20 protein-coding genes are annotated in these 23,644 nt (G+C 46.6%); 7 read left to right on the top strand and 13 right to left on the bottom strand.

Features of this window, described 5'->3' with window-relative positions:
• Window positions 1-56: 56 nt before the first annotated feature.
• Window positions 57-1,406 carry a sigma-54-dependent transcriptional regulator gene (locus LZZ85_RS12135; protein WP_237872016.1) on the bottom strand — a complete coding sequence of 450 codons (1,350 nt, stop codon included), beginning with the start codon at window positions 1,404-1,406 and terminating at the stop codon, window positions 57-59.
• A 420-nt stretch (window positions 1,407-1,826) separates the two neighbouring features.
• Here LZZ85_RS12135 and LZZ85_RS12130 point away from each other — a divergent pair, with 420 nt between their 5' ends.
• Complete coding sequence (locus tag LZZ85_RS12130; protein ID WP_237872014.1) at window positions 1,827-2,474, top strand: DinB family protein; 648 nt, start codon at window positions 1,827-1,829, stop codon at window positions 2,472-2,474.
• A 175-nt stretch (window positions 2,475-2,649) separates the two neighbouring features.
• Here LZZ85_RS12130 and LZZ85_RS12125 read toward each other — a convergent pair whose 3' ends face one another.
• Window positions 2,650-3,402 (bottom strand): DNA-3-methyladenine glycosylase family protein, encoded by a 753-nt coding sequence (locus LZZ85_RS12125; RefSeq protein ID WP_237872012.1) that lies wholly within the window; start codon window positions 3,400-3,402, stop codon window positions 2,650-2,652.
• A gap of 64 nt (window positions 3,403-3,466) precedes the next feature.
• Between LZZ85_RS12125 and LZZ85_RS12120 the strand changes: the two genes are divergently transcribed.
• Window positions 3,467-3,796 (top strand): MGMT family protein, encoded by a 330-nt coding sequence (locus LZZ85_RS12120; RefSeq protein ID WP_237872010.1) that lies wholly within the window; start codon window positions 3,467-3,469, stop codon window positions 3,794-3,796.
• Window positions 3,797-3,890: 94 nt separating this feature from the next.
• Here the strand turns inward: LZZ85_RS12120 and LZZ85_RS12115 are convergent, their stop codons facing one another.
• The 4 genes from LZZ85_RS12115 to LZZ85_RS12100 all read right to left on the bottom strand — a co-directional run bounded on the left by LZZ85_RS12115 (window position 3,891) and on the right by LZZ85_RS12100 (window position 10,879).
• Window positions 3,891-5,768: an alpha-amylase family glycosyl hydrolase gene (locus LZZ85_RS12115; RefSeq protein WP_237872008.1), complete on the bottom strand. Its 1,878-nt coding sequence runs from the start codon at window positions 5,766-5,768 to the stop codon at window positions 3,891-3,893.
• A gap of 31 nt (window positions 5,769-5,799) precedes the next feature.
• Complete coding sequence (locus tag LZZ85_RS12110; protein WP_237872006.1) at window positions 5,800-7,170, bottom strand: MFS transporter; 1,371 nt, start codon at window positions 7,168-7,170, stop codon at window positions 5,800-5,802.
• 841 nt (window positions 7,171-8,011) lie between these two features.
• Window positions 8,012-9,301, bottom strand: a complete 1,290-nt coding sequence (locus LZZ85_RS12105) for a glucose-1-phosphate adenylyltransferase (RefSeq protein ID WP_237872004.1) — start codon at window positions 9,299-9,301, stop codon at window positions 8,012-8,014.
• A 141-nt stretch (window positions 9,302-9,442) separates the two neighbouring features.
• Complete coding sequence (locus LZZ85_RS12100; protein WP_237872002.1) at window positions 9,443-10,879, bottom strand: glycogen synthase; 1,437 nt, start codon at window positions 10,877-10,879, stop codon at window positions 9,443-9,445.
• A 132-nt stretch (window positions 10,880-11,011) separates the two neighbouring features.
• On the opposite strand from LZZ85_RS12100, the gene LZZ85_RS12095 reads away from it, so the two are divergent.
• Together LZZ85_RS12095 and LZZ85_RS12090 are read left to right on the top strand one after the other, a co-directional pair.
• On the top strand, window positions 11,012-12,475 hold the full coding sequence (locus LZZ85_RS12095; protein ID WP_237872000.1) for an MFS transporter: 1,464 nt from the start codon (window positions 11,012-11,014) through the stop codon (window positions 12,473-12,475).
• A 177-nt stretch (window positions 12,476-12,652) separates the two neighbouring features.
• Entirely contained in the window at window positions 12,653-13,621 is a 969-nt protein-coding gene (locus LZZ85_RS12090) for an ROK family protein (protein ID WP_237871998.1), read from the top strand.
• 121 nt (window positions 13,622-13,742) lie between these two features.
• Here the strand turns inward: LZZ85_RS12090 and LZZ85_RS12085 are convergent, their stop codons facing one another.
• The 3 genes from LZZ85_RS12085 to LZZ85_RS12075 are packed head-to-tail and all read right to left on the bottom strand — an operon-like array spanning window position 13,743 to window position 16,556.
• Window positions 13,743-14,741, bottom strand: coding sequence for a phosphodiester glycosidase family protein (locus LZZ85_RS12085; protein ID WP_237871996.1), 999 nt, complete (start codon window positions 14,739-14,741; stop codon window positions 13,743-13,745).
• 18 nt (window positions 14,742-14,759) lie between these two features.
• Window positions 14,760-15,692: a lipoyl synthase gene (gene lipA / locus LZZ85_RS12080; protein WP_237871994.1), complete on the bottom strand. Its 933-nt coding sequence runs from the start codon at window positions 15,690-15,692 to the stop codon at window positions 14,760-14,762.
• Between the two features lie 54 nt (window positions 15,693-15,746).
• The gene (locus tag LZZ85_RS12075; RefSeq protein ID WP_237871992.1) at window positions 15,747-16,556 is read right to left on the bottom strand and encodes a hypothetical protein; all 810 of its coding nucleotides are present in this window, start codon (window positions 16,554-16,556) and stop codon (window positions 15,747-15,749) included.
• A gap of 62 nt (window positions 16,557-16,618) precedes the next feature.
• On the opposite strand from LZZ85_RS12075, the gene LZZ85_RS12070 reads away from it, so the two are divergent.
• From LZZ85_RS12070 to LZZ85_RS12060, 3 genes are all read left to right on the top strand, one after another.
• The gene (locus LZZ85_RS12070) at window positions 16,619-17,032 is read left to right on the top strand and encodes an OsmC family protein (RefSeq protein WP_237871991.1); all 414 of its coding nucleotides are present in this window, start codon (window positions 16,619-16,621) and stop codon (window positions 17,030-17,032) included.
• Window positions 17,033-17,426: 394 nt separating this feature from the next.
• Window positions 17,427-18,161 (top strand): LytR/AlgR family response regulator transcription factor, encoded by a 735-nt coding sequence (locus LZZ85_RS12065; protein WP_237871989.1) that lies wholly within the window; start codon window positions 17,427-17,429, stop codon window positions 18,159-18,161.
• Between the two features lie 362 nt (window positions 18,162-18,523).
• A complete protein-coding gene (locus tag LZZ85_RS12060; protein WP_237871987.1) occupies window positions 18,524-19,888 on the top strand; it encodes a T9SS type A sorting domain-containing protein in 1,365 nt (454 codons plus the stop codon).
• 123 nt (window positions 19,889-20,011) lie between these two features.
• Here the strand turns inward: LZZ85_RS12060 and LZZ85_RS12055 are convergent, their stop codons facing one another.
• The 4 genes from LZZ85_RS12055 to LZZ85_RS12040 all read right to left on the bottom strand — a co-directional run bounded on the left by LZZ85_RS12055 (window position 20,012) and on the right by LZZ85_RS12040 (window position 23,462).
• On the bottom strand, window positions 20,012-21,298 hold the full coding sequence (locus LZZ85_RS12055; protein ID WP_237871985.1) for a DUF2851 family protein: 1,287 nt from the start codon (window positions 21,296-21,298) through the stop codon (window positions 20,012-20,014).
• A gap of 86 nt (window positions 21,299-21,384) precedes the next feature.
• The gene (locus LZZ85_RS12050; protein ID WP_237871983.1) at window positions 21,385-21,948 is read right to left on the bottom strand and encodes a Maf family nucleotide pyrophosphatase; all 564 of its coding nucleotides are present in this window, start codon (window positions 21,946-21,948) and stop codon (window positions 21,385-21,387) included.
• The gene (locus tag LZZ85_RS12045) at window positions 21,945-22,877 is read right to left on the bottom strand and encodes a geranylgeranylglycerol-phosphate geranylgeranyltransferase (RefSeq protein ID WP_237871981.1); all 933 of its coding nucleotides are present in this window, start codon (window positions 22,875-22,877) and stop codon (window positions 21,945-21,947) included. Before LZZ85_RS12045 ends, LZZ85_RS12050 begins: the two co-directional genes overlap by 4 nt.
• A 63-nt stretch (window positions 22,878-22,940) precedes the next feature.
• Window positions 22,941-23,462: a KdsC family phosphatase gene (locus LZZ85_RS12040; protein WP_237871979.1), complete on the bottom strand. Its 522-nt coding sequence runs from the start codon at window positions 23,460-23,462 to the stop codon at window positions 22,941-22,943.
• Window positions 23,463-23,644: the final 182 nt, after the last annotated feature.

The raw sequence follows: 23,644 nt of genomic DNA, 5'->3' as shown, positions 1-23,644 counted from the left end.
AAATAATTGGATATGCCGGAAACAAAAACACCTTCTCATTTTGAGAAGGTGTGTTATCATTTTGATAAGACGGAAGGGATCGCGTACTCTTCCATTTTGCGGTAGAGCGTTGCGAGGCCTATCTCCAAAAGCCGGGCGGCCCTTGCTTTATTTCCGTTGGTATGTACAAGAATCTTTTGGATATGCTGTTTCTCCACAGCAGCGAGAGACAATTCCGGATGCGGTGCCGCATTCTGTTTCTGAATATCATAAGGCAAGTGTTCGGGCAGGATCTCAGACCCGTCTACCAGTATCACGGCCCGCTCCAGCACATTCTTTAATTCCCGGATATTTCCTTTCCAGGAATAATTCTGCAGCAGTTGCATCGCAGATCTGCTAACCAGCACAGGTTCCTTATTTGCCTTCTCTGAAAACCGGTCAAGAAAATACTTAACAAGTAATGGAATATCGTCTTTCCTTTCCTGCAAGGAAGGCAGGTCTATCGTAAATACATTTAACCGGTAATACAGATCGCTCCGGAAATGCCCCTGTTCGATCTCTTTTTCAAGGTTTCTGTTGGTGGCCGCAATGATCCTGATGTTCGTTTTGGAAACCCTGGTGTCGCCTAGCTTGATATACTCTCCATTTTCCAGCACCCGTAGCATTTTTGCCTGGAGATCAATATTCATTTCACCGATCTCATCCAGGAACAGCGTACCACCGTCTGCAACTTCCACAAGCCCTTTCTTGTCCTTCATCGCACCGGTATAGGCACCGGCCTTATGGCCAAACAATTCCCCTTCCAGCAGTTCTTTATTGAACGCACTGCAGTTGATCGCCACCATTGCCTTGCCCTTCCGCAGGCTGTTCTCATGAATAGCAGAGGCAAACACTTCTTTACCTGACCCGGTTTCTCCCAGCAACAAAACGGTAGCATCATTGGGAGCTATCCGCTGCGCAAGTTTTACCGCATTCTTTATGGCAGGGCTTTCTCCTATGATTGATCCGAAATCGACCACAGAAGCCTGGCTGATCTTAATAGCTGTTTTTTTAGAATGAACCGCCTGATCCACTGCCTGGTGAAGCAAAGGAATGATCCGGTCGTTATCGTCGCCTTTGGTGATATAATCAAAAGCACCATTCTTGATGGCTTTAACACCGTCCGCAATATTTCCGTAAGCCGTCAGCAGAATTATCTCAATCGAAGGATAAGATGCTTTGACCGTTTTCACGAAGTCAACTCCATTGCCATCGGGAAGCCTGACATCACACAGTATCACATCAACAGATTGCCGGTGCAATAAATTCATTCCGTCTTTGAGAGTCCCCGTCTCACTGACCGTAAAACCTTCCAGTGAAATGATGCGGGAAAGCAGTTTACGCAACTGCTCTTCATCATCTATGATCAAAATTTTACCTGTTGTCATATTTAAACCTTACTCGTTTAAGCCACACAAAGTTCATGAATGAGCCGCAGGTTTGTGTGCTTACAACATACAAACATACGATTTCAATTCTATGTCGTTGAGCGAAGCCATTATCCGGTTGTCCCGGCCGGAACAAACTCTTCGAACTAAACGACATTGGGTTTCATTCAAAGCCCTTCCCTTCCCTTCTGCCAACCGGAACGGCTGAATGGACACACGTTTGCTTTGCCTCAGTCAACTCCCGGGCCTTCAGAAGAATGATTTCGTGAAACTCTACTACCCGTGCCTACCACGCAAATTACCAGCATCAACCTGCCAAATACTAAATACCCTGTGCCAGCACGCTGCACCCGTGCTATATTGCACCGCTCCGGGCCGGCGCTTTGCTGGCGTCCGGTGCGTTAACCAGAAAACTATTTTATGCGGGCAATCATTCTGAGCATACTTATTTCCACCCAGTTTCTATCCTCCGTTCAGGCACAGACGCCTTTGAAGCAATGGACCAGTGAGGAAAAAGCATCCATCATGCGATCCCTGGACTCGACGCAGGAGACGATCCGCGCTCTTATCAGCCCATTGACGGAAAAGCAATTTTTCTACAGGCCGGATAGCAATACATGGTCGGTGAACGACATCATTGAACATCTCGGTCTCATCGAAGAAGGGTATGTCCGCGAATTCTGGTGGGCAACCTCTCAACCCGAAATGCCCGCATCTTACCAGGACTCTACAAAAGGAGGCGATGAAAAAGCGATCGCTTATGCCACAGACCCGGCAAAAGGTCATGCGCGTGGTACCAATCTCCCTCTCAAACGTTACTGTGATAAAGAAACATGCTGGAGGGTATTTACCACAGCAAGAACCCTCTCGAAAGATTTTTTTGTACGCAATAACAGTCTCAACATGCGGGCTTACTACGTTTTCAGGAAAGATGCGTCCGGTAAAAGGGATATTCGTGACCTGCATCAGCAGGCGTTGTGGATGCTCTCGCATTGTATACGGCACAGTGAACAGATCCGTCAGCTCATCAATGATCCCCGATTTCCGAAAGCAATGAAGAAGCGTTGAGTTAAAGATCCGGAGTACACGGATTTATTAAAGACGATGGCCGATGAACGATGGCCGATGGACGATGGCCGAAAATACAACGATTAATCCCTATACACTATACCAATCAGCAGCAATAGCTTCCATCCAAATGTGGCACCGGCCATCGGCCATCGGCTGTCTGCATCGGCTATCGCTATTCAACCGGAGCTATTTTCTTTCCGGTATTTGACAGATAATAATGCCATAAGATCATCGTCGCCACGGTTCTGAAAGGAGCCCAACCTTCACTGACCTTCAGCATATCTTCCCTGGAAGTATCCTTTGCCAGGTTCTTCACCCGTTTCAATGCATTCACGGCTGCCAGGTCTCCGATGGGAAAGAGATCGGTTCGCTGAAGCGCGAACATCAGGTACACGTCTATCGTCCAGTTGCCGATGCCTTTTAACACGATAAGCTCTTCCCGCACTTTTTCATTTGACTGCTTGCTTAACTTTTTAAGATCTGTATGTCCTTTACGGATCGATTCAGCTAAACCCCTGATATAAACCATCTTTTGCCTGCTTACATAGCAGGCTCTCATTTCTTCATCAGTAAGGTCAAGTACTCTTGAGGGTGTAATTCGCTTGATCTTCTCCTTTAACTTGTTCAATGCCGCAAGTGCTGATGCCAGCGATACCTGTTGTTCAAGTATGATATGCACAAGCGTCTCAAAATTATTTTTCCGCGTCCACATCGGAGGATAACCATGGGCCTGCAATACCTGCCTTAATGCTTTGTCTTTCCTCCCAAGCCGATCGCAGATCGTTTGAAAGTTCTCGCTGCTGAATGTCTCCGGAACCCCGGACTTTTTTTCGATGCCGCTTTTCACTATGTCAATTTTATTGATCAAAAGAGTCAGCGCCCACGCCTGCGCTGTTGAGTTAAAACCTGCATGTTCCCGGATCATTAAAACATATTGCCCACGATCATGGTTTAAAAGATGGCAAACATGTTTAACCTGCGTAAATTCAATGATGAATTCAGATAACCAGGAGATCTACAAAGCCATTTTTGCAGTCGTGCGGCTGATACCCAAAGGACGTGTGACAAGTTACGGTGCCGTTGCCAAAGCGGTAGGACTAAAATCCGGCGCCCGGATGGTTGGCCGGGCGATGTCCCTCGTTGGGAACGAGAAAGTGCCGGTGCCGGTTCACCGCGTAGTGAACAGCTCAGGAGTCGTGGTAAATGATAACGGTTACCGGGAAAAGAAATTACGCAGTGAAGGTATTGAAGTGCGAAACGACAAAGTTGTCGACTTCAAAACGAAGTTCTGGGACCCGCTGACAGAAATTGCATTTTAACCGGTACTTTTTTTATCGTCACGAAACCTATGCATTGCCTCCGGGGTATACATCGGTTTCGTGACGATAGCGAGCTTGTTCACTGGCGGGAATATTATTTTACCAGTTCAAATACAAAACTGTCTTTCGGTTTCACCTCTATTGAAGCAAGGGAGATCTCCTTTCCCGTTACCACATCTCTTGCTTTCGTAAACCCATTTGTTCTTTCAGCATATACATTCCAGTCCGGCTTGAATGCCTTCTCTCCTGTATTTGCCACCACCATCACAGTCTGCTTCGCATCATACCTGAAATATACATAAGCGCCGTCCTTGGGCACAAACTGCGTTGTCTTGCCCGTTGTAAGGGCAGAAGAAGATCTGCGGAACTGACCAAGTTTACTGATATGATCAAAGGAAACTTTCTCCGCAGCCGTTCTTCCTGCATCTGTAAATTTGTTAGCTGAATCACCTTTCCAGCCACCCGGAAAATCTTCCCTTACCATTGCATCGGTGGTTGTTTTGAGATTCTTCATCAGCACTTCTGTTCCATAGTATAATTGAGGAATGCCACGCAGTGTCATCAGGAAATTATATCCCATTTTCATCTTATCCCAGTCTTCTCCTACCACAGAGAACACACGATCCATATCGTGGTTATCCATAAAGATGCAATTGTTCATCGGGTCTTTGTAAACAAGATCCTGCGCGAGTGTCATATAGATCTTACTCACGCCATCATTCCACCCTTTCGCAAGATTCATCGCTGACAGGATTGCAAAACAACTCTGAAAGTCAATCACACCTCTCGCATTATGACTGAAGGGTGCATTCAGATTGTTTTTGGTAAAATACGCATTGCCGATCACAGTGTTCACCCAGGCTTCACCAAATACCATGATCGCCGGAAACTCTGCATACAGGGCGTTGTTGACATTGTTCAGGAATGGTTCATCAGCATATTTATATGTATCCACTCTCCAGCCATCGATCCCGAAAGTTTCTGTTGTCCAGAGCGCATGTTGTATCAGGAAGTTGGCCACAAAGGGATTGCGCTGGTTGAGGTCGGGAAGATGATCGGTAAACCAGCCATCGAGCATATTCTTTTTGTCATAGGCAGAAGAGTAGGGATCAAACAGCGTTTCTTCACGGTGATTGGGTGCCGTGAATGAAGGCCAGTTATTCAACCAGTCAGCCATTGGCGGATCCAGTACTGACCAATGCTCTTTATTCACGTGATTGTACACCGCGTCCTGGATGATCTTGATGCCTTTCTTATGCGCAGCATCGCAAAGCTGAAGATAGCCATCATTGCCACCCAGTCGTTTGTCGATCTGGTAATGATCAGTAAACCAGTAGCCGTGATATCCAGCAACATTATTCCCCCACTCATGCATCAGCGTTACGTTATTTTCGATCACCGGTGTCATCCAGATCGCAGTTACACCCAGTGTATTGAAATAATCAAGATGATTCTCGACACCTTTGAAATCGCCTCCATGGCGGGAAAATTTATTCTTCCGGTCACTCGTTTCATCCCTGTAACCTTTCACGATATCATTCGACTCATCGCCATTCGCAAACCGGTCAGGGATCAGCAGGTATACAAAGTCTTTTGCGTTGATTCCCTGGACGCGTGTTTTGCTATTTCCCGTATTTTTTGCTTTCAGTTCATACTGAAAATTCAACCGGCCAAGTTTGATGTTCCTCACACCGGGTTTCGCCGCTTTGTCGATCACCAGATCAAGGAACAGGTAATTGGGATTCTCCGCACGATGAACCATTTTCATGGTGATCCCATCGGCCAGTTTCATTCCGGCCGGCGTCAGTTTATACATCGGCACATCGTTGGCCACGCCTTGACGATGGATGATCAGTTGCAATTTAGTATTCTTAAAACCCGTGAACCAGTTGGTCGGGAATAATTGCATTTCCTGCGAAAAGCAATTCAATGAAATGATGATCGCAAAAATGAATGCGGCAGTTTTTTTCATGCGCAGATTTTTATGTAAGAGAGAATTAAGATCAGATCGGACGTTGTTCTTCCAGTTCGAGCCGGGCCAGGTCTTCTTCATCTGGCTTTTTGTTTTCTTTGACGACTGTATAACAAAGGATCGCCGCCACAACGAACAGCATACCTCCCACCTGGATCGCCAGCATGCGGTCATTGTTCAACACATGCACCATCACGCTTTTGAAGCCCAGCGAAGCGAGGATCTCCGGCAATACTATAAAGAAGTTAAAGATCCCCATATAGATCCCAACCTTATTGCGCGGCAGGCTTCCGCTCAGCATGGCATAAGGCATGGAGAGAATACTCGTCCACGCAATACCCACACCAGCCATTGAGACATACAACATGTACCTGTTCTCCACCCAGCTTACACTGATAAGACCAAGTGCGCCTACCAGCAAACAAAGTGAATGCGTGAGTTTCCGGCCAAGTTTATCTGCAATAAAAGGAAGTACAAATGCAAAGGCAAAAGTGACCACATTATAAAATGCAAGTGTGAGCCCTGCAAAGTCTGCACCGGCAGCATACGCAGGATCTTTATCGTCGACGCCATGGAAGATATTGACCGCAACCGCAGTTGTATAATAAAACCACATCAGGAACAAACCAGGCCACGTAAAAAACTGTACAAGCGCCACGCGTTTCATCTGGCCGGGCATGTTCGCCAGGGCTGACATGATCTCTGAAACACCTCCTGCAATTCCTTTTCTCCCATCTTTCTCTTTTTCTTCTGATGCAGATGGCGGATATTCTGTTGTGGTAAATACCGTATACATAACGGCAGACAGGAAAAAGAATGCACCGATATAAAATGACCACTTCACATTTTCAGGGATCACACCTCTTTCCGAAGTGTTGGAAATGTCGAATACGTTCTTCATGATCCACGGTAGTGCGGAGGCGATGCTGCCACCTATTCCAACCATCAGGCTCTGCATAATAAATCCGCGGTTCACTTGCGAATCCGGCAGTTTATCTGTCACAAATGCACGGAACGGCTCCATCGCAATGTTTCCGCAGGTATCCAGGATCCACAACAGGCCAGCTGCCATCCACAGGGCGCTGCTATGTGGCATAAATATCAGGGCAATCGAACTAAGAATGGCACCTATCATAAAATAAGGCCGCCTTCTCCCCCAGCGCGGATGCCAGGTACGATCACTGAGATAGCCGATGATCGGCTGAACGATCAAGCCGGTAAGCGGTGCTGCGAGAAATAATAAAGGAACTTCTTCGGGGTTGGCGCCAAGGTTCTCATAGATCCGGCCCATGTTCGCCCGCTGAAGATCCCAGCCGAACTGAATTCCGAAAAATCCTACGCTCATGTTGATGATCTGAGCGATACTCAGGCGGGGTTTGATGCCTGTAAAGGAGGTTGACATAAGCAATCGTGTTTTTGGGCTCCGACTTGCTGAAGCTAAAATGGGCAGAGCCGCCAAAGCTTCAGTGAAGGCTGGGGCAAGATACAGAAATATGTAACATGTACACATTTCGAAGAAAATTTCGGAATTGTGGGGAGGGCGGTTTCATGAGTTCCCAGGTTGATATTTAGCAACAGGGCTATGGGTTTGGGAGGTTCCATAGGTTTCAGATGTTCCAGAGATTCCAGACGTCCCACGGGCTCCCCGGTTGATATTTACAAAAGCTTTATGTGTTTGGGAGGGTTCAGGTGTTGACACCTCACTAAGGTTTAGTGAGTCCCGGGGGCTCTATATCCCGGGGTTCGGGTTGAGATACCCGTCGCGCATTACGACCCATTCACCGCCGCGCGCGCCGGCCAGAAATGGGCATACGACAGCAATCGCATTGCTGCGTTTGACTGTCGTCGCCCACTTTTTCAATTGTATCATTCCACAATTCCTATCTCATTCTTCCTTTTTTGATCATAGATGCAATAAAAAAAACGCACCGCCCTTTTCAGGACTGCCCTCCTCCACCAGTCCTGAAAATGACGGTGACTAAGAAATTTCTCTGTTGTAAATATCGCTTTAGGCAAAAGGGAATCCATGGGAAAAACACAGGATCTCCCGGGAAAATAACGGAAGTATGGCGATGAATAGACGACCGGCCACATACGCGGAAGAACTCATCTCCTAACTTGTCCAGCTGATCCTTGCAAGATGCAGCGCTTTACAAGACCTTACCCCTGGGGTGCCGGCGGACAAAGAAAAAGGGTCTAAATGCCTGAACATTTAAACCCTTAAACTATAAAACTTTAGCCCTCTATCCCTCACTTCCGATCGCAAACCCATTTGGCAGTATCGCACCTTTTTTGATCACGATAATACCGTCTTTGATCGTATAGAGAGGCTGGTCTGTATTTTCAAGATGATGACCGCCATTGATCGTCACATTGTCACCGATCCGGCAGTTCTTATCCAGGATCGCGTTCTGGATAAAACAATTGTTCCCGATCCCCAGCAGTGGAATGCCGTTCGACTGATCAGCTGCGATATCGCTGAGCGTTTCATAGTAATCGCTACCCATAATATAGGTATTGGTCACCGTTGAACCATGCCCTACTCTCGACCTGATCCCCACCACGCATTTCTCCATTCGGGCTGCGTTGATAATAGAGCCTTCCGCGATCACCGTTCTGTCAAGCGTAGTCCCGCTCACTTTTGCGGGCGGCAGCATGCGTGCACGAGTATAGATCGACCGGTTATTGTCAAAAAGGTTGAATTCAGGGATCTCATCGGTAAGTCCCAGGTTCGCTTCGAAAAAGGAATGGATATTTCCGATATCCGTCCAGTATCCATCATACTGATAACTTGCTACTTTGCATTTACCGATAGATTGAGGAATGATCTCCTTACCAAAATCGGTTGCTTCCAGGTAGTCATTCTGCAGGTAGTCGAACAACAACTCGCGGTTGAAGATATAAATACCCATAGACGCAAGATAGTTTCGCCCTTTGGCCTGCATCTCAGGTCCTGTATCACTGACCCAGTCCACCAGCAATTCTTTCTTCGGCTTTTCAATGAACGAGCTGATCAATCCATTTTCTTCTTTCAGTATCCCAAATTCAGGCGCATCACGGTCTCCTACCGGGATCGTTGCGATGGAGATATCCGCGCCGCTCTTCTTATGATTGTCCAGCATGTCCTGGAAATCCATCTGGTACAGCTGGTCACCGGAAAGGATCAGGACATATTCACTGTCGAATGGTGCAATATGACGAAGGCTCTGGCGCACCGCATCGGCGGTTCCCTGGTACCAGGTCGGGTTGTCAGGAGTTTGCTCCGCTGCCAGGATATCCACGAAGGCGGAACTGAATGCGCTAAAATGATACGTGTTCTTTATGTGACGGTTTAATGACGCGGAATTGAACTGCGTCAGCACGAACATCCGGTTAATGCCGGAGTTCATACAATTGGAGATAGGAATATCAACTAACCGGTATTTGCCGGCAATAGGAACAGCTGGTTTGGAACGGCTGGCTGTTAACGGATACAATCTTGATCCGGCACCTCCGCCAAGAATCACGCTCAGGATTTCCTTAGTAATCGACATAGGCAAACTTTTTTCAAAGTCAAAAGTAAAATTTAAAAAATCAAAATACGTCCTGTTCTGTCTTTCTTTAATTATTCTGATTTGTTATTCGGTTTTGACTTCCTGTGTTTTGTTTATTTTTTACTTTTAAATTCCAACTTTTTACTTCTCATCCGTCTTTTTCAAAGACTGGTAAATATCGATATACTGTTGTGCTGAAGAATCCCAGGAGTGATCGATCGTCATCATGTGACTGCGCATCCAGGAATAAAGGTCAGGTTTGTTGGTATAAAGATCGATTGCCCGTCCTACAGAGTATGTGATATCATTAACAGATGCCTGATCAAAACGGATGCCGAAGCCCTGCCAGTCCCCGAAATCAGTGATCGTATCCCGCAACCCGCCGACGTTCCTCACCATCGGCACAGTACCATAGCGAAGTGCATACATCTGGTTGAGCCCACAGGGTTCTACACGGCTGGGCATCAGCAAAAAGTCTGATCCGGCATAGATAAGGTGACTTAATGCCTCGCTATATCCAATATAGGAATTAAAATACCCATTAAAGCGATGACGCATGTTATCCAGCTGGTCTTCCAGTTCAGGATCGCCGGAGCCTAACACAATGAAATTGGCTTTGCCATGATGCTGATAGATCGACTGGCTGATCGCATCAGGTAGCAGATCAGCAGCCTTCTCTCCCACCAAACGTCCGATAAATGCGATCAGCGGTTTGTCTGGATCAAGGCCGAACTGCCCGGCCAGTTCCTTTTTATTTTTCTTTTTACCTTTTTCAACCAATTCTTTATCGTAATTCCGGATTATGTAACTATCGGTTTCCGGATTCCAGACTTTTGTATCGATACCATTCAGGATGCCGCTACTCTTGCCTCTTTCGTATTCGAATAGGTTCTGGAGACCGTTTGCAGATTCGCGGAGCTCGTCGAGGTAACTATGACTAACCGTGGTAACCTTCCAGGCACATTTCACCGCAGAGGCCATGGGGTTGATCGTGTTATTCCAGTCCAGCATCCCCCAGTTCCAGCTGTCATATGCCGGAAGGAAATAGTACTGATCCCAGCTGATCCATCCCTGGTACTGACCATTATGTACGGTAAATACCGTGGGAACGCCGGCAAGTCTGTCCCGGAAAGCATAACAATATTTAAACATGAAAGGGATCAGGCCGGTGTGGTGATCATGGCAGTGTACTGCATCCGGCAGATCCCGCCAGTGATTCAACCAGTCACACAGAGCGATCTGGAAAGCGACGAATCTTTCGTTATCATCATCATATCCGTAGATCTTCTCGCGATCAAGCAATCCATTTATGTCAATAAGGTAAAGATCGAAGCCGAGTTTGTTCGTTTTCTCTTTGATCACGCTATAGTGAAACCAGTGGGAACCGATGCTTTGACCGCCTTCGTGTACAAGCTCCCAGTTATTATCATATAAAAATTTCGTGCGGTACATAGGCATCACCACCTTGGCAACATGACCAAGTTCGGTCTGGTATCTTGGCAGTGAACCAACCACATCACCCAGTCCGCCCGCTTTGGCCACGGGATAACATTCTGCCGCTACGTGTACGATTTCCATTCTAAAAGTTTGAATACTAACAATTGTTTTCAAATTAAGCGCTTTTTTCCATTAAGGGCTTTTTATAACTAAAAATTTTTCGCTACTGTATTTATTTCTATTTTGGGCCTTCATAATTTAAACAACGACTGCATGAATCAACAAACCAAATGGTCGCAGTTCGGAACCCTCATCATTGTTTTCTTTTTCTGGGGTTTCGTAGCGGCCAGTAATGATATCCTCATTCCGGTATTCAAAGAAAGCCTTCATCTTTCACAGGCGCAAAGCCAGCTTGTAGCGGTTGCGTTCTACGTGGCTTATACAGTAGGATCCCTGATTTATTTTGCTATCAGCAAAGCTCGCGGAGGAGACATTCTGAACCAGATCGGTTACCGTAATGGCATCTCCCTGGGGCTTATCATCTCGGCTTTGGGTACATTGATCTTTTACCCGGCCGCGCAAACAGCTTCCTTCCCTCTGTTCATCACAGGTCTTTTTATCGTGGGTCTTGGTTTTTCGCTGCAGCAAACCGCAGCCAATCCTCTTGCGATCATTATGGGTAATCCGAGATCAGGTGCCCAGCGATTGAGTATGGCGGGTGGGGTTAACAATTTTGGTACAACAATAGGACCATTAATTGTCAGCGCTGCAATTTTCGGTTCTGTTACCGGAAGCACAACGGCAGACATTCAAAGCATCAAGATCCCCTATTTGATACTTGGCGTTGCATTTGTCATTGTGGCAATTATCTTCCGTTTCTCATCAGTTCCTAATAAGATCGATACAGAAACCACCACAGAAGAAGAAAAAGGAACCATTTTCGAAGGGAAGAACAAGATCGTTGATCGTGGCAGCCCGCTGAAATATCCGCAGCTTGTATTGGGCATGCTCGGGATCTTCATTTATGTAGGTGTTGAAGTGAGCACTGCGGCCAATCTTCCTGAGTTCATGAAGGAACATCTGGGTACGGCAACAGCCGATATCGCCCCTTATGTTTCTCTTTACTGGGCGAGTCTGATGATCGGCCGCTGGACAGCTTCTGTAGGCGCTTTTGATATCTCTAAAGGTTTCAAACAGGTCTTACGATTCCTGATGCCCTACATCGCTTTTGGCGTGTTCCTTCTTGTAAACGCTATTGCGAAACATGATATTACTCCATTCTTCCTGTATGCAGTGATCGTTCTCCTGATCATTGCGGCTGATCTGCTGAGTAAAGGCAACCCAGCGAGACAATTGCTGATCCTTAGCCTTCTCGGTATTGCAGCACTCGTAGTAGGTATCCTGGCAGATGGAATGATCAGTGTTTATGCGTTCATGAGTGTAGGTTTGTTCTGTTCCACACTCTGGCCATGTATTTTCACCCTGGCAATTGCGGGTCTTGGCAAACGTACCAATGAAGGAGCCAGCTTCCTGATCATGATGATCATGGGTGGTGGCATTATCAGCTGGTTACAGGGCGTGATCGCTTCAAAAGATTTGCTCGGCATCCAGTGGTCTTACGTAATAGGTGTACTGTGCTTCGCTTATCTCGCATTCTATGCATGGAAGGTTAAAGGAATATTAAAAGCCCAGGGAATCGATTACGATGACGTGAGTACTACCGGAGGAGGACACTAGCAGGAAGGAAAGTTAACCGTTCAAAGGTTTGAAAGTTTAGGGGTTTAAACAACTTTTAAACTTTCAAACCTTTAAACTTTTAAACTTCGTCTTCGTTCGCCTACCTCAAAACTAATTTCCTTCGTACATTTAAGCCCCGTTACCCCGTAACGGGGCCTTTTTATTAAAAACAAACACATGGCGTCTAAAACAGCTTTACATCCCCTTTCGATCGGCATTGATATTGGAGGAACAGGTACGAAATTCGGCATTGTTGACCGGGACGGTAACCTTTTGTTTTCTGATGAGATCTCTACAAAGAAACACGCAGATGTACACTCGTTTATTGACGAATTGTATAACGCCCTTTCAACGCTGATCGAAAAAGCTGGCGGCATCGGGCGTATGAAAGGCATCGGTGTCGGAGCGCCAAACGGGAATTATTATACAGGTACCATCGAATATGCACCAAATCTTCCCTGGAAAGGCATTATTCCGCTGGCTAAACTGATCGAAGATAAATTCAAATTGCCGGTAACACTTACCAATGACGCGAATGCAGCCGCGATCGGAGAAATGATGTATGGCGCCGCAAAGGGAATGAAAGATTTTATCATGATCACCCTCGGAACAGGCGTTGGCAGCGGTATCGTTGCCAATGGACAACTGATCTATGGTCATGATGGTTTTGCCGGCGAAGTTGGTCATACCATCATTATCCCCGATGGAAGAATTCACCCTGGCACCGGTAAAAAAGGTTCACTGGAAAGTTATGCGTCCGCAACCGGCGTAAAATATACCACACTGGAATTACTGGAAACAACCGATACGCCAAGCGTTCTCCGTGATATTCCAAAAGAAGAGATCGATTCCAAAAAAGTATACGAAGCAGCCATACAGGGCGATGGACTTGCCCGTCATGTGTATGAATATACCGGCCGTATCCTTGGCCTGGCAATGGCGAACTGCGTGATGTTCTCCAGTCCGGAAGCCATCATTCTGTTTGGAGGATTAACAAAGGCAGGTGATCTCATCCTCAAACCAACACGCGAGCATATGGAAGCAAACCTGATCCAGGTGTTCCAGAATAAAGTGAAGCTGCTGATCAGCCATCTTCGCGAGTCTGATGCAGCGATCCTGGGTGCAAGTGCCCTGGTATGGGAATAAACTTTTAGTCGAAACGCTTATTAAGTATCGCAAAGAGCGCAAAGAACCGCAAAGTTCGCTACGGAATTATCTTAGCGAACTTTGCGGTTCTTTGCGCTCTTTGCGATACACCTACGCCAATCTATTTAATAATGAAAACCGCCGGCACCGGTCTCTCCACCCCCTTATCCGAAGGCCGGATCGTTTCCTTTCCATTCACCAGCAAACAACTACTCCCTCCCCCGTCAAGATTCAACGCCTCCCAGCAACCGAGTTGCTGCAGTATCAACGCTTCCTGTGTAAGCGACGCACCTTCTGCCACTCCAGGATTTCTTCCTTCAATCACAAGTATGATGAGCTTATTATCGCGGGTATAACCCATCGCTGTGCGCGGATGTTTATCGTCAATAGCCTTCCCTGAAAACTTCATCTCACTATTGTTGGAAACACTTACCGTTCCATCTTTCACCACTACCGGCCCACCACCTACAGCCGTTTGCATTTTCCATTTATCTCCCGTTCTTCTTAATTCACGATCAGAGTTCTTCACCATTTGGGTAATCTCTTTTTCAGGAATATAAGGTCGGAGTGCTGTTGTCGTTGTAATTTTAGGTTCAACCGGATGATCCCAGGAAAGAGGCCATCGACTTAGAGAGTCGGTGTAAAGCCATGCGATATCCGCCTTCCTTTTCTTCGATATGCCCAGCGCACTTCCGAAAGGATGAAAGTAAGTCAATGTATCTTTCCCCTTACCCGGAATGGAATGAACAGTAAATCCAACCTGCTTTCCCTCCATGATCACTGTATTCAGATTCTGATTCGTTGCAAAAGAAAAGAAGGTCGTATTCACCACAACAAGCGGCTTCTCATTCCGCTCATAAAACTGTTTGGGTGTAAATCTTCTTGCAAGAGTGGTGTCTGCTGTAAAATGGAGATCCTTATCCTTCAGAGCCGCGATGACATAATACGCAATATTCGGTTTGCCATCGATCAGATCAGCAGACCGGAACACATGCACCGATGATGGCAACGGACCGAATGCTGAATCAACATTCACCCAGTTCATTTTATTCTGTGCCATGGATGAAACAGAACAAACAAGAACGATGATAACTGACAGGATTAAACCGATCCGTTTCATGAACAGTTTTTGCAATGATTATAAAGCAGGAACTTTCTTATCCATCTCCCATTGCTTACGTCCCAAACCCGCGAACACATGGCGTTCGCTATGATAAGAAGAACGGACCAACGGGCCGCTTTCTACATAATCCAGGCCAAGACTGTAACCGATCTCGCGGTATTCGGCAAACTCATCCGGGTGAACAAAGCGCTGTACTGGTAAATGTTTTTGTGTAGGTTGTAAATACTGGCCGATGGTCACTACATCGCAGCCGTTATCATGAAGATCCCTTAGTGTCTGGATCACTTCTTCTTTTGTTTCGCCAAGACCAAGCATGATACCGCTTTTGGTACGGCGTCCACCCTCTTTCAGCGTACGGATCACTTCCATACTGCGCCAGTATTTGGCCTGGATCCGCACCTGGCGGGTAAGGCGTTCTACTGTTTCGATATTATGGGAAACCACTTCAGGCGCTGCTTCGATCACACGCTGGATATCGGGCTTATTTCCTTTAAAATCCCCGATCAGCGTTTCGAGTGTAGTGTCAGGATTGAGTGTTTTAACAGCGCGGATAGTATTGAACCAGATGGCTGCGCCGCCATCTTTAAGTTCATCGCGGTCAACAGAGGTAATAACGGCATGCTTCACTTTCATGAGATTGATCGCTTCGGCCACACGTTGTGGTTCATCCCAATCCACAGGTTCCGGTCTGCCGGTTGCAACGGCACAGAAGCCGCAGCTGCGGGTACAAACGTTCCCGAGGATCATGAAAGTGGCGGTGCCGGAACCCCAGCATTCGCCCATATTCGGGCAGTTACCGCTTTCGCAAATGGTATGTAATTTATGTGTATCAACAAGCCCGCGGACGTGCTTGTATTCTTCTCCGATAGGTAATTTAACCCGGAGCCAATCTGGTTTTTTAACCCTGGCTTTTTCATTTACTGCGGGTACAACTGGAAGTTCGGTCATAATTGCAAAAATACGTGGGATTTAGGAAGATAACGAATACAAACCCTCAAAGGTTCACTTTCGCTTTCCAAACACGAACGCGATGTATCCCTGCATAAACAGCTGTCTTTCTTTCTGATAGATCATGATGGGGATTTTGCCGGGATAAAAATCGGCGCTCAGACCTACTTCCAGGGCTGAAACGCTTTCATTGAACCGGCCCCAGTCAAACCGTAAACCCGCTTTCGCGAATGCTCCCGGCTTGATCTTGATCTCGCCCCAGCCTTTGCTGAAACCGCCACCGGCCCGGATGGCAGACGGATCGGTGAACAGCAAGCTGTCCTCGGTGCTGTATTTGATATCACGAACCCCCCGCTGCGGATCGTCTACCGTCAGATAATACGGGCGGAGAAGCCCGAGGGCCACACCAGCATAGTAAACGCCGGTCACAGCCACGCCGTTCTTATTGCCTTTTTGCCCGAAAACATATTGCTGCCCAAACCCGAGCGTTACGGGATAAAAATAGTTTCGTTTACCGAATATGAAGGGATTTCCGAATATGGCGCTGATCTGGACGGCTTTCTCTTCCTTGCTCTCTTTGATCTCCGCAAAATCGATCCGGTACAGGTTTGTTTTGCGGTTGCTTTTCATTTTACCATATTCGTAAAACGCGCCATAACCATTTGTACGGAGCTGGATCCCGAAAACGCTTTGTTTATGATAAACAAGAACTCCTTCCTCAGCCTGGCGGATCAACTCGTTTATCTTTTGTCTTTTCGCTTCCTTTTTCTCATTCCGGGACTCACGCCTGTCTTGCGACATAGCTGCAACTGCAAGCAATAAAACGACAACGGAGAGGCTTAGTTTCTTCACAGATTCGTTCATTTGATTAAAATTACAAAGAGGTTAACTCTCGGTTATAACGTAAATTTAGGGCAAAAATTGAAATGACCTCAACAGTAGTTTACAACGGCGTGCTCCGTACCACCTGTACCCATTTAAAAAGCGGTTCAAATTTTGAAACGGACGCCCCAACTGACAATAATGGAAAGGGCGAGCGCTTCTCTCCGACCGACCTCATGGCAACCAGCCTTGCCACCTGTATGCTAACCGTAATGGGCATCAAAGCCCGTACCATGGACTTCGATCTTGATGGCGTCCAGGTAGACGTTCTAAAGATAATGAAAGCTGATCCGCGCCGCGTTGGCGGAATAGAATTAACATTTCATATACCAGGATCACTGAGCAATCTCGACGAAAAAACTAAAACCATTCTCAGACATACCGGCGATACATGCCCGGTTGCAAAAAGCATTCACCCGGATATCGAGGTGAAAGTGGATTGGGGAGCATGGGCCTAGAGAAGTTGACCGTTGTCCGTGGTTCGTTGACCGTGATTCGTTGACCGTTGTCCGTTGACCGTTGACCGTTGACCGTTGACCGTTGACCGTTGACCGTTGACCGTTGACCGTTGACCGTTGACCGCGAAGAAATAAAAAGTGAAGGGCTCTCGTAAATTACGAAAGCCCTTCACTTTTTATTTCTACACGAAAATTCAATTCACATCCGTTCCTCTTTCACTTCGGACAACGGTCAACGGACAACGGACAACGAATCACGGACAACGAATCACGGACAACGAATCGAAAGAGTACTATAACAATTATAAACCTCCCGGCAATTCATCCATCTCTTTAGGCAATTGATGCTTATATGTTTTCTTTTATAGTATGATCATACGAAAATTTGCTTTTCTTGGCAGATAACGCGGATGATATGAACGTACTGGTGATTGAATATGAAACGGGAATGGTGCAAAAGATCAAAGATCTACTTCATGAGATTGATGAGACCATTCAGGTAGTTGGCGTAACCGAAAATATGTTTGCAGCAGCAGAGTGGTTAACGCGAAATAAAATTCCAGACCTGATACTGGCAAATGAAGGAGTGATCTCCGGTATTCCTAAAAAAAGACGCGGAGATATTAAAGCCGTTGTCACATTTTCCACCAATAAAGAAGCTTACAACTTCGAAGCATTCAGGTATAAAACGATCCGGCATATACTGACCGAATTGCCGGATACAGAAGAACGCGTGGTCAACTTTGATCAGTACTGGGGCCAGAACGGGAAAACGCTCGCTAACGGAAATCATAAAGAACGCTTTCTTGTTAAACAGGGACAAAAACTGGTATCAATACACGTCAGCCAGATCGCCTATTTCTTCTCGCAGGAAAGATTTATTTTTTTCAAGACATTCGACAATCAAAAATTCCTCCTCGAATACAGGATCGAACAACTCGAACAGATCCTGTCACCCCATCTTTTCTTCAGGATAAACCGCTCGCATATTGTTTCTATGCAAACGGTAAAAGAAATTCATGCATACTTCGGGAACCGCCTTAAACTATTCTTATCGCCGGCAGCAGATAAAGATGTGATCGTAAGCAGAAAAAGAGTAACAGACTTTAAAGAATGGTTGGGAAAGTAAATTCGGCACAGTCATGATCTTGCTGGCGCAGCAGCAACGCAAAGAATGTAAAAGCGAAATGAGCGAAATAAAACTTTTCTTTAAAGATCATCTCGTTGCGTCCTCTGCTTCCCTTTGCATTCTTTGCGTTGCTACTACGCCAGCAAATAGCGGTACAGCCCCGTGAGCACTTCATACACAAATCCGGTTAGTTGCTGCACTCTCAGTTGCACCACTATTTTACGTTGTATAGCTTGGACATTGTAAACATCCAATACCAGCCCGGTACCGTCCATAAGGCTGCATCCTGAAAAACCGCTGAAGGAATCATGCGAGCAGGTTGCTGTGGCGTTGCCAGGCATCACACACCAAACAAATGTCTTATGCTGAAAAGCCACCTGCTCTTCCTTCTTCTTTTTTCACATGCGTTTTTTTCCGCATCGTCACAATGCCTTACTGCGCTTCCGCCGCCAGGATGCACAGGCACTGATCCCCTACTCGTAAATAACGAAACTGTTTCTGCCGGAACCACTAAATGGTATTATGGCCCAGCTACCACGATGAACACCGTTTCCCTGAATGGCGGCACAATAGTGATTTGCTCTGATCTGACCATTAACAACTTTAGCATGACCGGTGGAATGATCTTCGTCAGGCCGGGAGCAAGACTCGTACTAGCCGCAGGTTCCGGTGCAGGACTCATACTGACGGGTAACAGCGCTATCTATAACTATGGCACCATCGAAGTGCAACGCAACCTTTCCATGGAAGGAGGCGCCACCGCGGCAACGCCCAATATTATCATCAATGCAACACCCGCTTCGATCCTGCGGATGCCCTTCACTTATTTCGTGATCAATAATGCCCATTCATGGTTTGTCAATAATGGTACCGCAGAATTCGGCGGAGTGATCACGGATCAGAACGCTGTTGCATCTTCCATGTGCCTGGGCAGTGGAAGTATTACGAAAATGAACATACTGATCAACAAGATCGCCAACAGCTATAAAGTGAACAACGGGAACGCATGCGTATCGGTTAATCAGAATTCATTCTTTCACAACCGGCTCACTAATGACCCTAACCTGTATGCATGCCTGTCGTCTGGCCACACGTCCTACTCCGGTTGTGGTGGATGCCCGGCCAACAATTGGGGATCGGCAACTACCATAACCAGCTGCAGCTCCTGTAGTGCGCTGAGTGTGCTTGGCTTTTCTTCGATTGATCTGAATGCTATTCCAGGCAGTTGGGGCAACCAGCTTAGCTGGACGATCAAAGGCATCTCCGGCCCGGGACAATTCCTGATCGAAAGATCTGCCGATGCCGTAAACTACTCCCCTGTTGCATCCATTGATCTTCCTGAAACCACCAATATCACCACCACCTTCTATCACCTGGATAAATTCCCCCTGCAGGGATTCAATTATTATATGATCAAGTATATCATCAAAGGAAAAACGATTGCCGTCAGTAAGGTCACAAGGGTATCCACGCTTCCTCCAAACAGTTTCGTCATCAGCCCCATGCCCTTCAACCGGAATTTCTCCGTATCCTTATCCAGCGATCTGCATGCTGAAAAGATCATCGTCACAGATATGGCCGGCCGTAATATTCCTATCAAATACAATATCACACCGCCTGCCAACAAGATCGAAATACAGCTGATGGAAGATATCGCACCGGGCGTATACCTGCTACATCTGAAGTCGGATAAAACCACCATGGCGAGAACCATCTTCAAACAGTAGCATCCATTTCAGCGGTAAACCCTTCAACTAAAACAACTTCTTTCCCGTCTCCTCACCAGTTTATTTTACCGGAACGGTGGTGGGACGGGAAAGGGTTGTTTAAACAGTGCTTTCCTTGTCTTCCTACTCCTCTTTTTCCTCTTTTTCCTCCTTTTCGCCTCTCTGCAGGATCACATTTCCCGCCGCACAATCCAGGCACCGCCTTTGATTACAATACTGGCTTTTCAGCTCAAGCATCGCCTGAGAGTCAAAAGCATTGAATGTTCCCACACCAAGTTCCATAAAACCATCAATAACGGTATTTGATTCTGCGGAAAGCTGCATCAGCCATCGCAACGCTTTTGCTTTCAGCACTTCTTCTCCATGAAAATGCGCATAGGCAAATAGAAGTGGAACGATCGTATTAATGACAATAGATTCGATCATCCCTGCACCGATCTTTTTCGGTTTGAATGCACTGACCTCCCCCAGCCTGTAATGATAATGCCAGTAGTCGTTAGCAGTCACCTCCAGCCATTGAAAGATCTCCTTCAACTCTTCCGCTTCTTTGACTTTTGAAAAAAGATGAGTGGTCTGATGGATCAGCATGGCTAATTGCGCCAGCCTCACGGTTGGAAAATTTACCGGCCGCATACGAAGGAACAATGCCTGCCCATGCACCGGATCAAGACTATACTTATGACGAAGAAAGCCATATTCCCGCTGAAGCAAGACAGGGTAATCCTCCCCCATGCAGGCATTCAGCAATCCTGCCTGTCCCAGCAATAAGGCTTCCAACTGATGTATCTGATTTTTATGCCGCGAAAGCAGTGAAAGAGGAATCGATCGGGCTACAGATTCGAAGAAATCGGCATTCACCTGACTTCCGAAACTCCGGGCCAGTAACCACCAGAATGTTTCTGCCCAATGATAGTTGTTCTGCTTCAGCAGCACATCAGCCTGTTCAGCTTTACGCAACATGCGCTCGGCTACGAGCCTGTCCTTCCAGCGCTGCCATTCGATCTCTTTTATCTGCATGATCTGCTTGCCACATGGGATAAAACCCGTCGCATTCAGGAGAAACTCATACTGCTGCAATAGCAATCCGGAGATCCGGTCTTTTAATTCCAGTACGGGAAGATCATTCACAAAGGCATCATGATCCCACACTACATGCAGGATCACATTATTGTAAAGAGGGTCCTGCTCATGTTCGTGCCTCTGCCAGTCTGAGGTACGCAAATGCAACTCAACAGAGCCTGACCAGGTGAAATCCCCGATCCGGATCCTTGCGTTAAGAAAATCAGGCCCCTGATTGGTATTATGAGTGCCGGCGGCAAATACAAGAACATTTTCGCCGTCAATGGTCATCAGACCAGATGCATTATAATATTGAACCTGCCAGATATATTGTAAAAGCCGTTCTGTCATCGGATGAATTTTATTCACCCAATGTAGAAAGCTGCCCGGTCAGGGCCAATGTGTTTTCATCAGATTTTTATGGGAAAAAAACGGAGCTACAGGAAGTTTTTCAACTCCTGTACCACCCTGCTTACAGGAAGCCCCATTACATTGTAGAAATCTCCATTTACCTTTTTGATACCAACCACTCCGATCCACTCCTGTATGGCATAGGCTCCGGCTTTATCATAAGGTTTGTATTTGTCTACATAGAATTCGATCTGCGTTGCCGTAAGAGGATGAAAATATACTTCTGTGATATCTGCAAACGCCGTTTCTCTCTCATCCTGCCGGATCACTACACCTGTGATCACCCGATGCTGATTCCCGGAGAGATCTTTCAGGATCTGAACCGCATCTTCACGGTTCTGTGGCTTTCCGATGATCCGCTGCCCAAGCACTACCACGGTATCCGCGGCAAGCACGATCTTCTCTTTTGCCACGCCCTTTTGCACCGCCAATGCTTTGTTACGCGCAATATGAACCGGCACTTCCTCTGCCGACATAGAAGCCGGAAAAGATTCTTCCGTTTCCTTTATGATGATGTCAAATGGAATTTCTGCCCATTCCAGTAATTGCTTACGGCGTGGCGATTGAGAGGCAAGTATGATCGGGTTCATAAGTAAAAATAGAAAAAGATCATCGAAAGAATGCCCGTCAGCATTACGATCTTGGTAAGTGTACTCAGCCGGTGATAATCGGCTACCTGCTTTGCTTTGAATAAGCCAGAAAGGATGTACAGCAGCGGAACAATGATCAATAAAACGCTATAGATGACTGCCCACCACCAACGGAACTGTAGTACATACGCCTGCACAACTCCAAGGATCACGATCAGGATGATCAGCCAGACTGCGATATACACTTTGGATGCATTCACCCCCCACACGATCGGCATGGTCCGGCATCCGTACTTTGCATCCCCATCCATGTCTTCAATATCCTTGATCGCCTCGCGGACAAGTGACAGTATAAAAGCAAAACCGGCATACAGGAAAGCAAAACGGAACAGTTTGGTCTGTTCAGGATGGCTTGCATCAAACGCATCAATGACTGAAACTTTTGAGAAGAATATGATCAGTATGGTCCAGGCCGTAAGCACAGAGATCAGGATATTTCCGATCAGCAGCTTTCTTTTGAAAGTAGTGGAGTAAAACCACAGCGCCAGTATGCAGAAAATATTTGCCGCGATCAGGTACCACTTACCCAATATGGGCAACGCGGCCATTGTCAATAACACACCGAGTGCGCTAAGGATGAAATGCCACGCGATCGCCCAGCGCCGGCTGATCAGTTTATCTACAACCATCCGCCGCGGCTTGTTGACCTCATCAATATTTATATCAAAATAATCATTGATAATATATCCGGCAGCGGCTATCAGGACAGATGCGATCACCAGCAGAACAAATTGCCGGGTATCATGCACCGCTATTGACCCTTTGTAAAGAGGATAGAAAATACAGATTTGAAACAGGATCTGTGTGAGAGCAATAAAAATGAGGTTTGGCAGGCGGACCAATCTCAAGAAAGCTGCAAACAAACTCATTTTACTTTTTTTGCAAGATACATTACCGTTCTGAGGAATAAAACCATTTTAACAGGATTGTGATCAGCGGGATGCCACAGCCTGAACATGAATCCAGTCGCCTTTCAATTTCATTACTTTTTCCATCACATCGCGAACACACCCCTCTCCACCTTTCACCGGGCTGATATACGAAGAGATCTGCTTTATTTCATCTACCGCATCTGCGGGGCAGGCAGCTATTCCTACGGATTGCATCACTTCCAGGTCGGGCATATCATCTCCCATGAACAGCAAATTCTCCCGCAATAACTGATGCTTCACCATGTAGTGCCTGACGATACTCAGTTTATCTGACGCCCCCATGTGTATGTCATAAATGCCCAGTTTATTCAGCCGGTCGAGCACAGGTGATGCAGCCGCACCGGAGATCACGAGTACGCGATATCCTTTTTTTATTGCCAGTTGCAACGCATAACCATCACGGATGCTCATCCGGCGGGCCTGAACGCCATTTTCCAGTACAAGAATAGTACCGTCTGTGAGCACACCGTCCACATCGAGGATGAACGTTGTAATATTTTTTAACTGATCGTTGATGTTCATAATATGAGACCCCCACACGAAAATAAAGGTTCTGCGAACCTTACCGCTGATTTTTTTGATGTTGAGATTTTGAGGGATGATTGAGGAATGCTGTTATTGTTTGCCGGGCGGGCAAGGCGCTGTTTTGCTTTTTGCTGGGTGGGCAAGGGCGCTTTTTTTTCGACGGGAGGTCGAAAGACTCT

The organism is Terrimonas ginsenosidimutans, from assembly GCF_022012415.1.
GTDB lineage: Bacteria > Bacteroidota > Bacteroidia > Chitinophagales > Chitinophagaceae > Terrimonas_A > Terrimonas_A ginsenosidimutans.
Note: the sequence above shows the minus strand (reverse complement) of the source record. Positions and strands in the feature narration are given on the sequence as shown.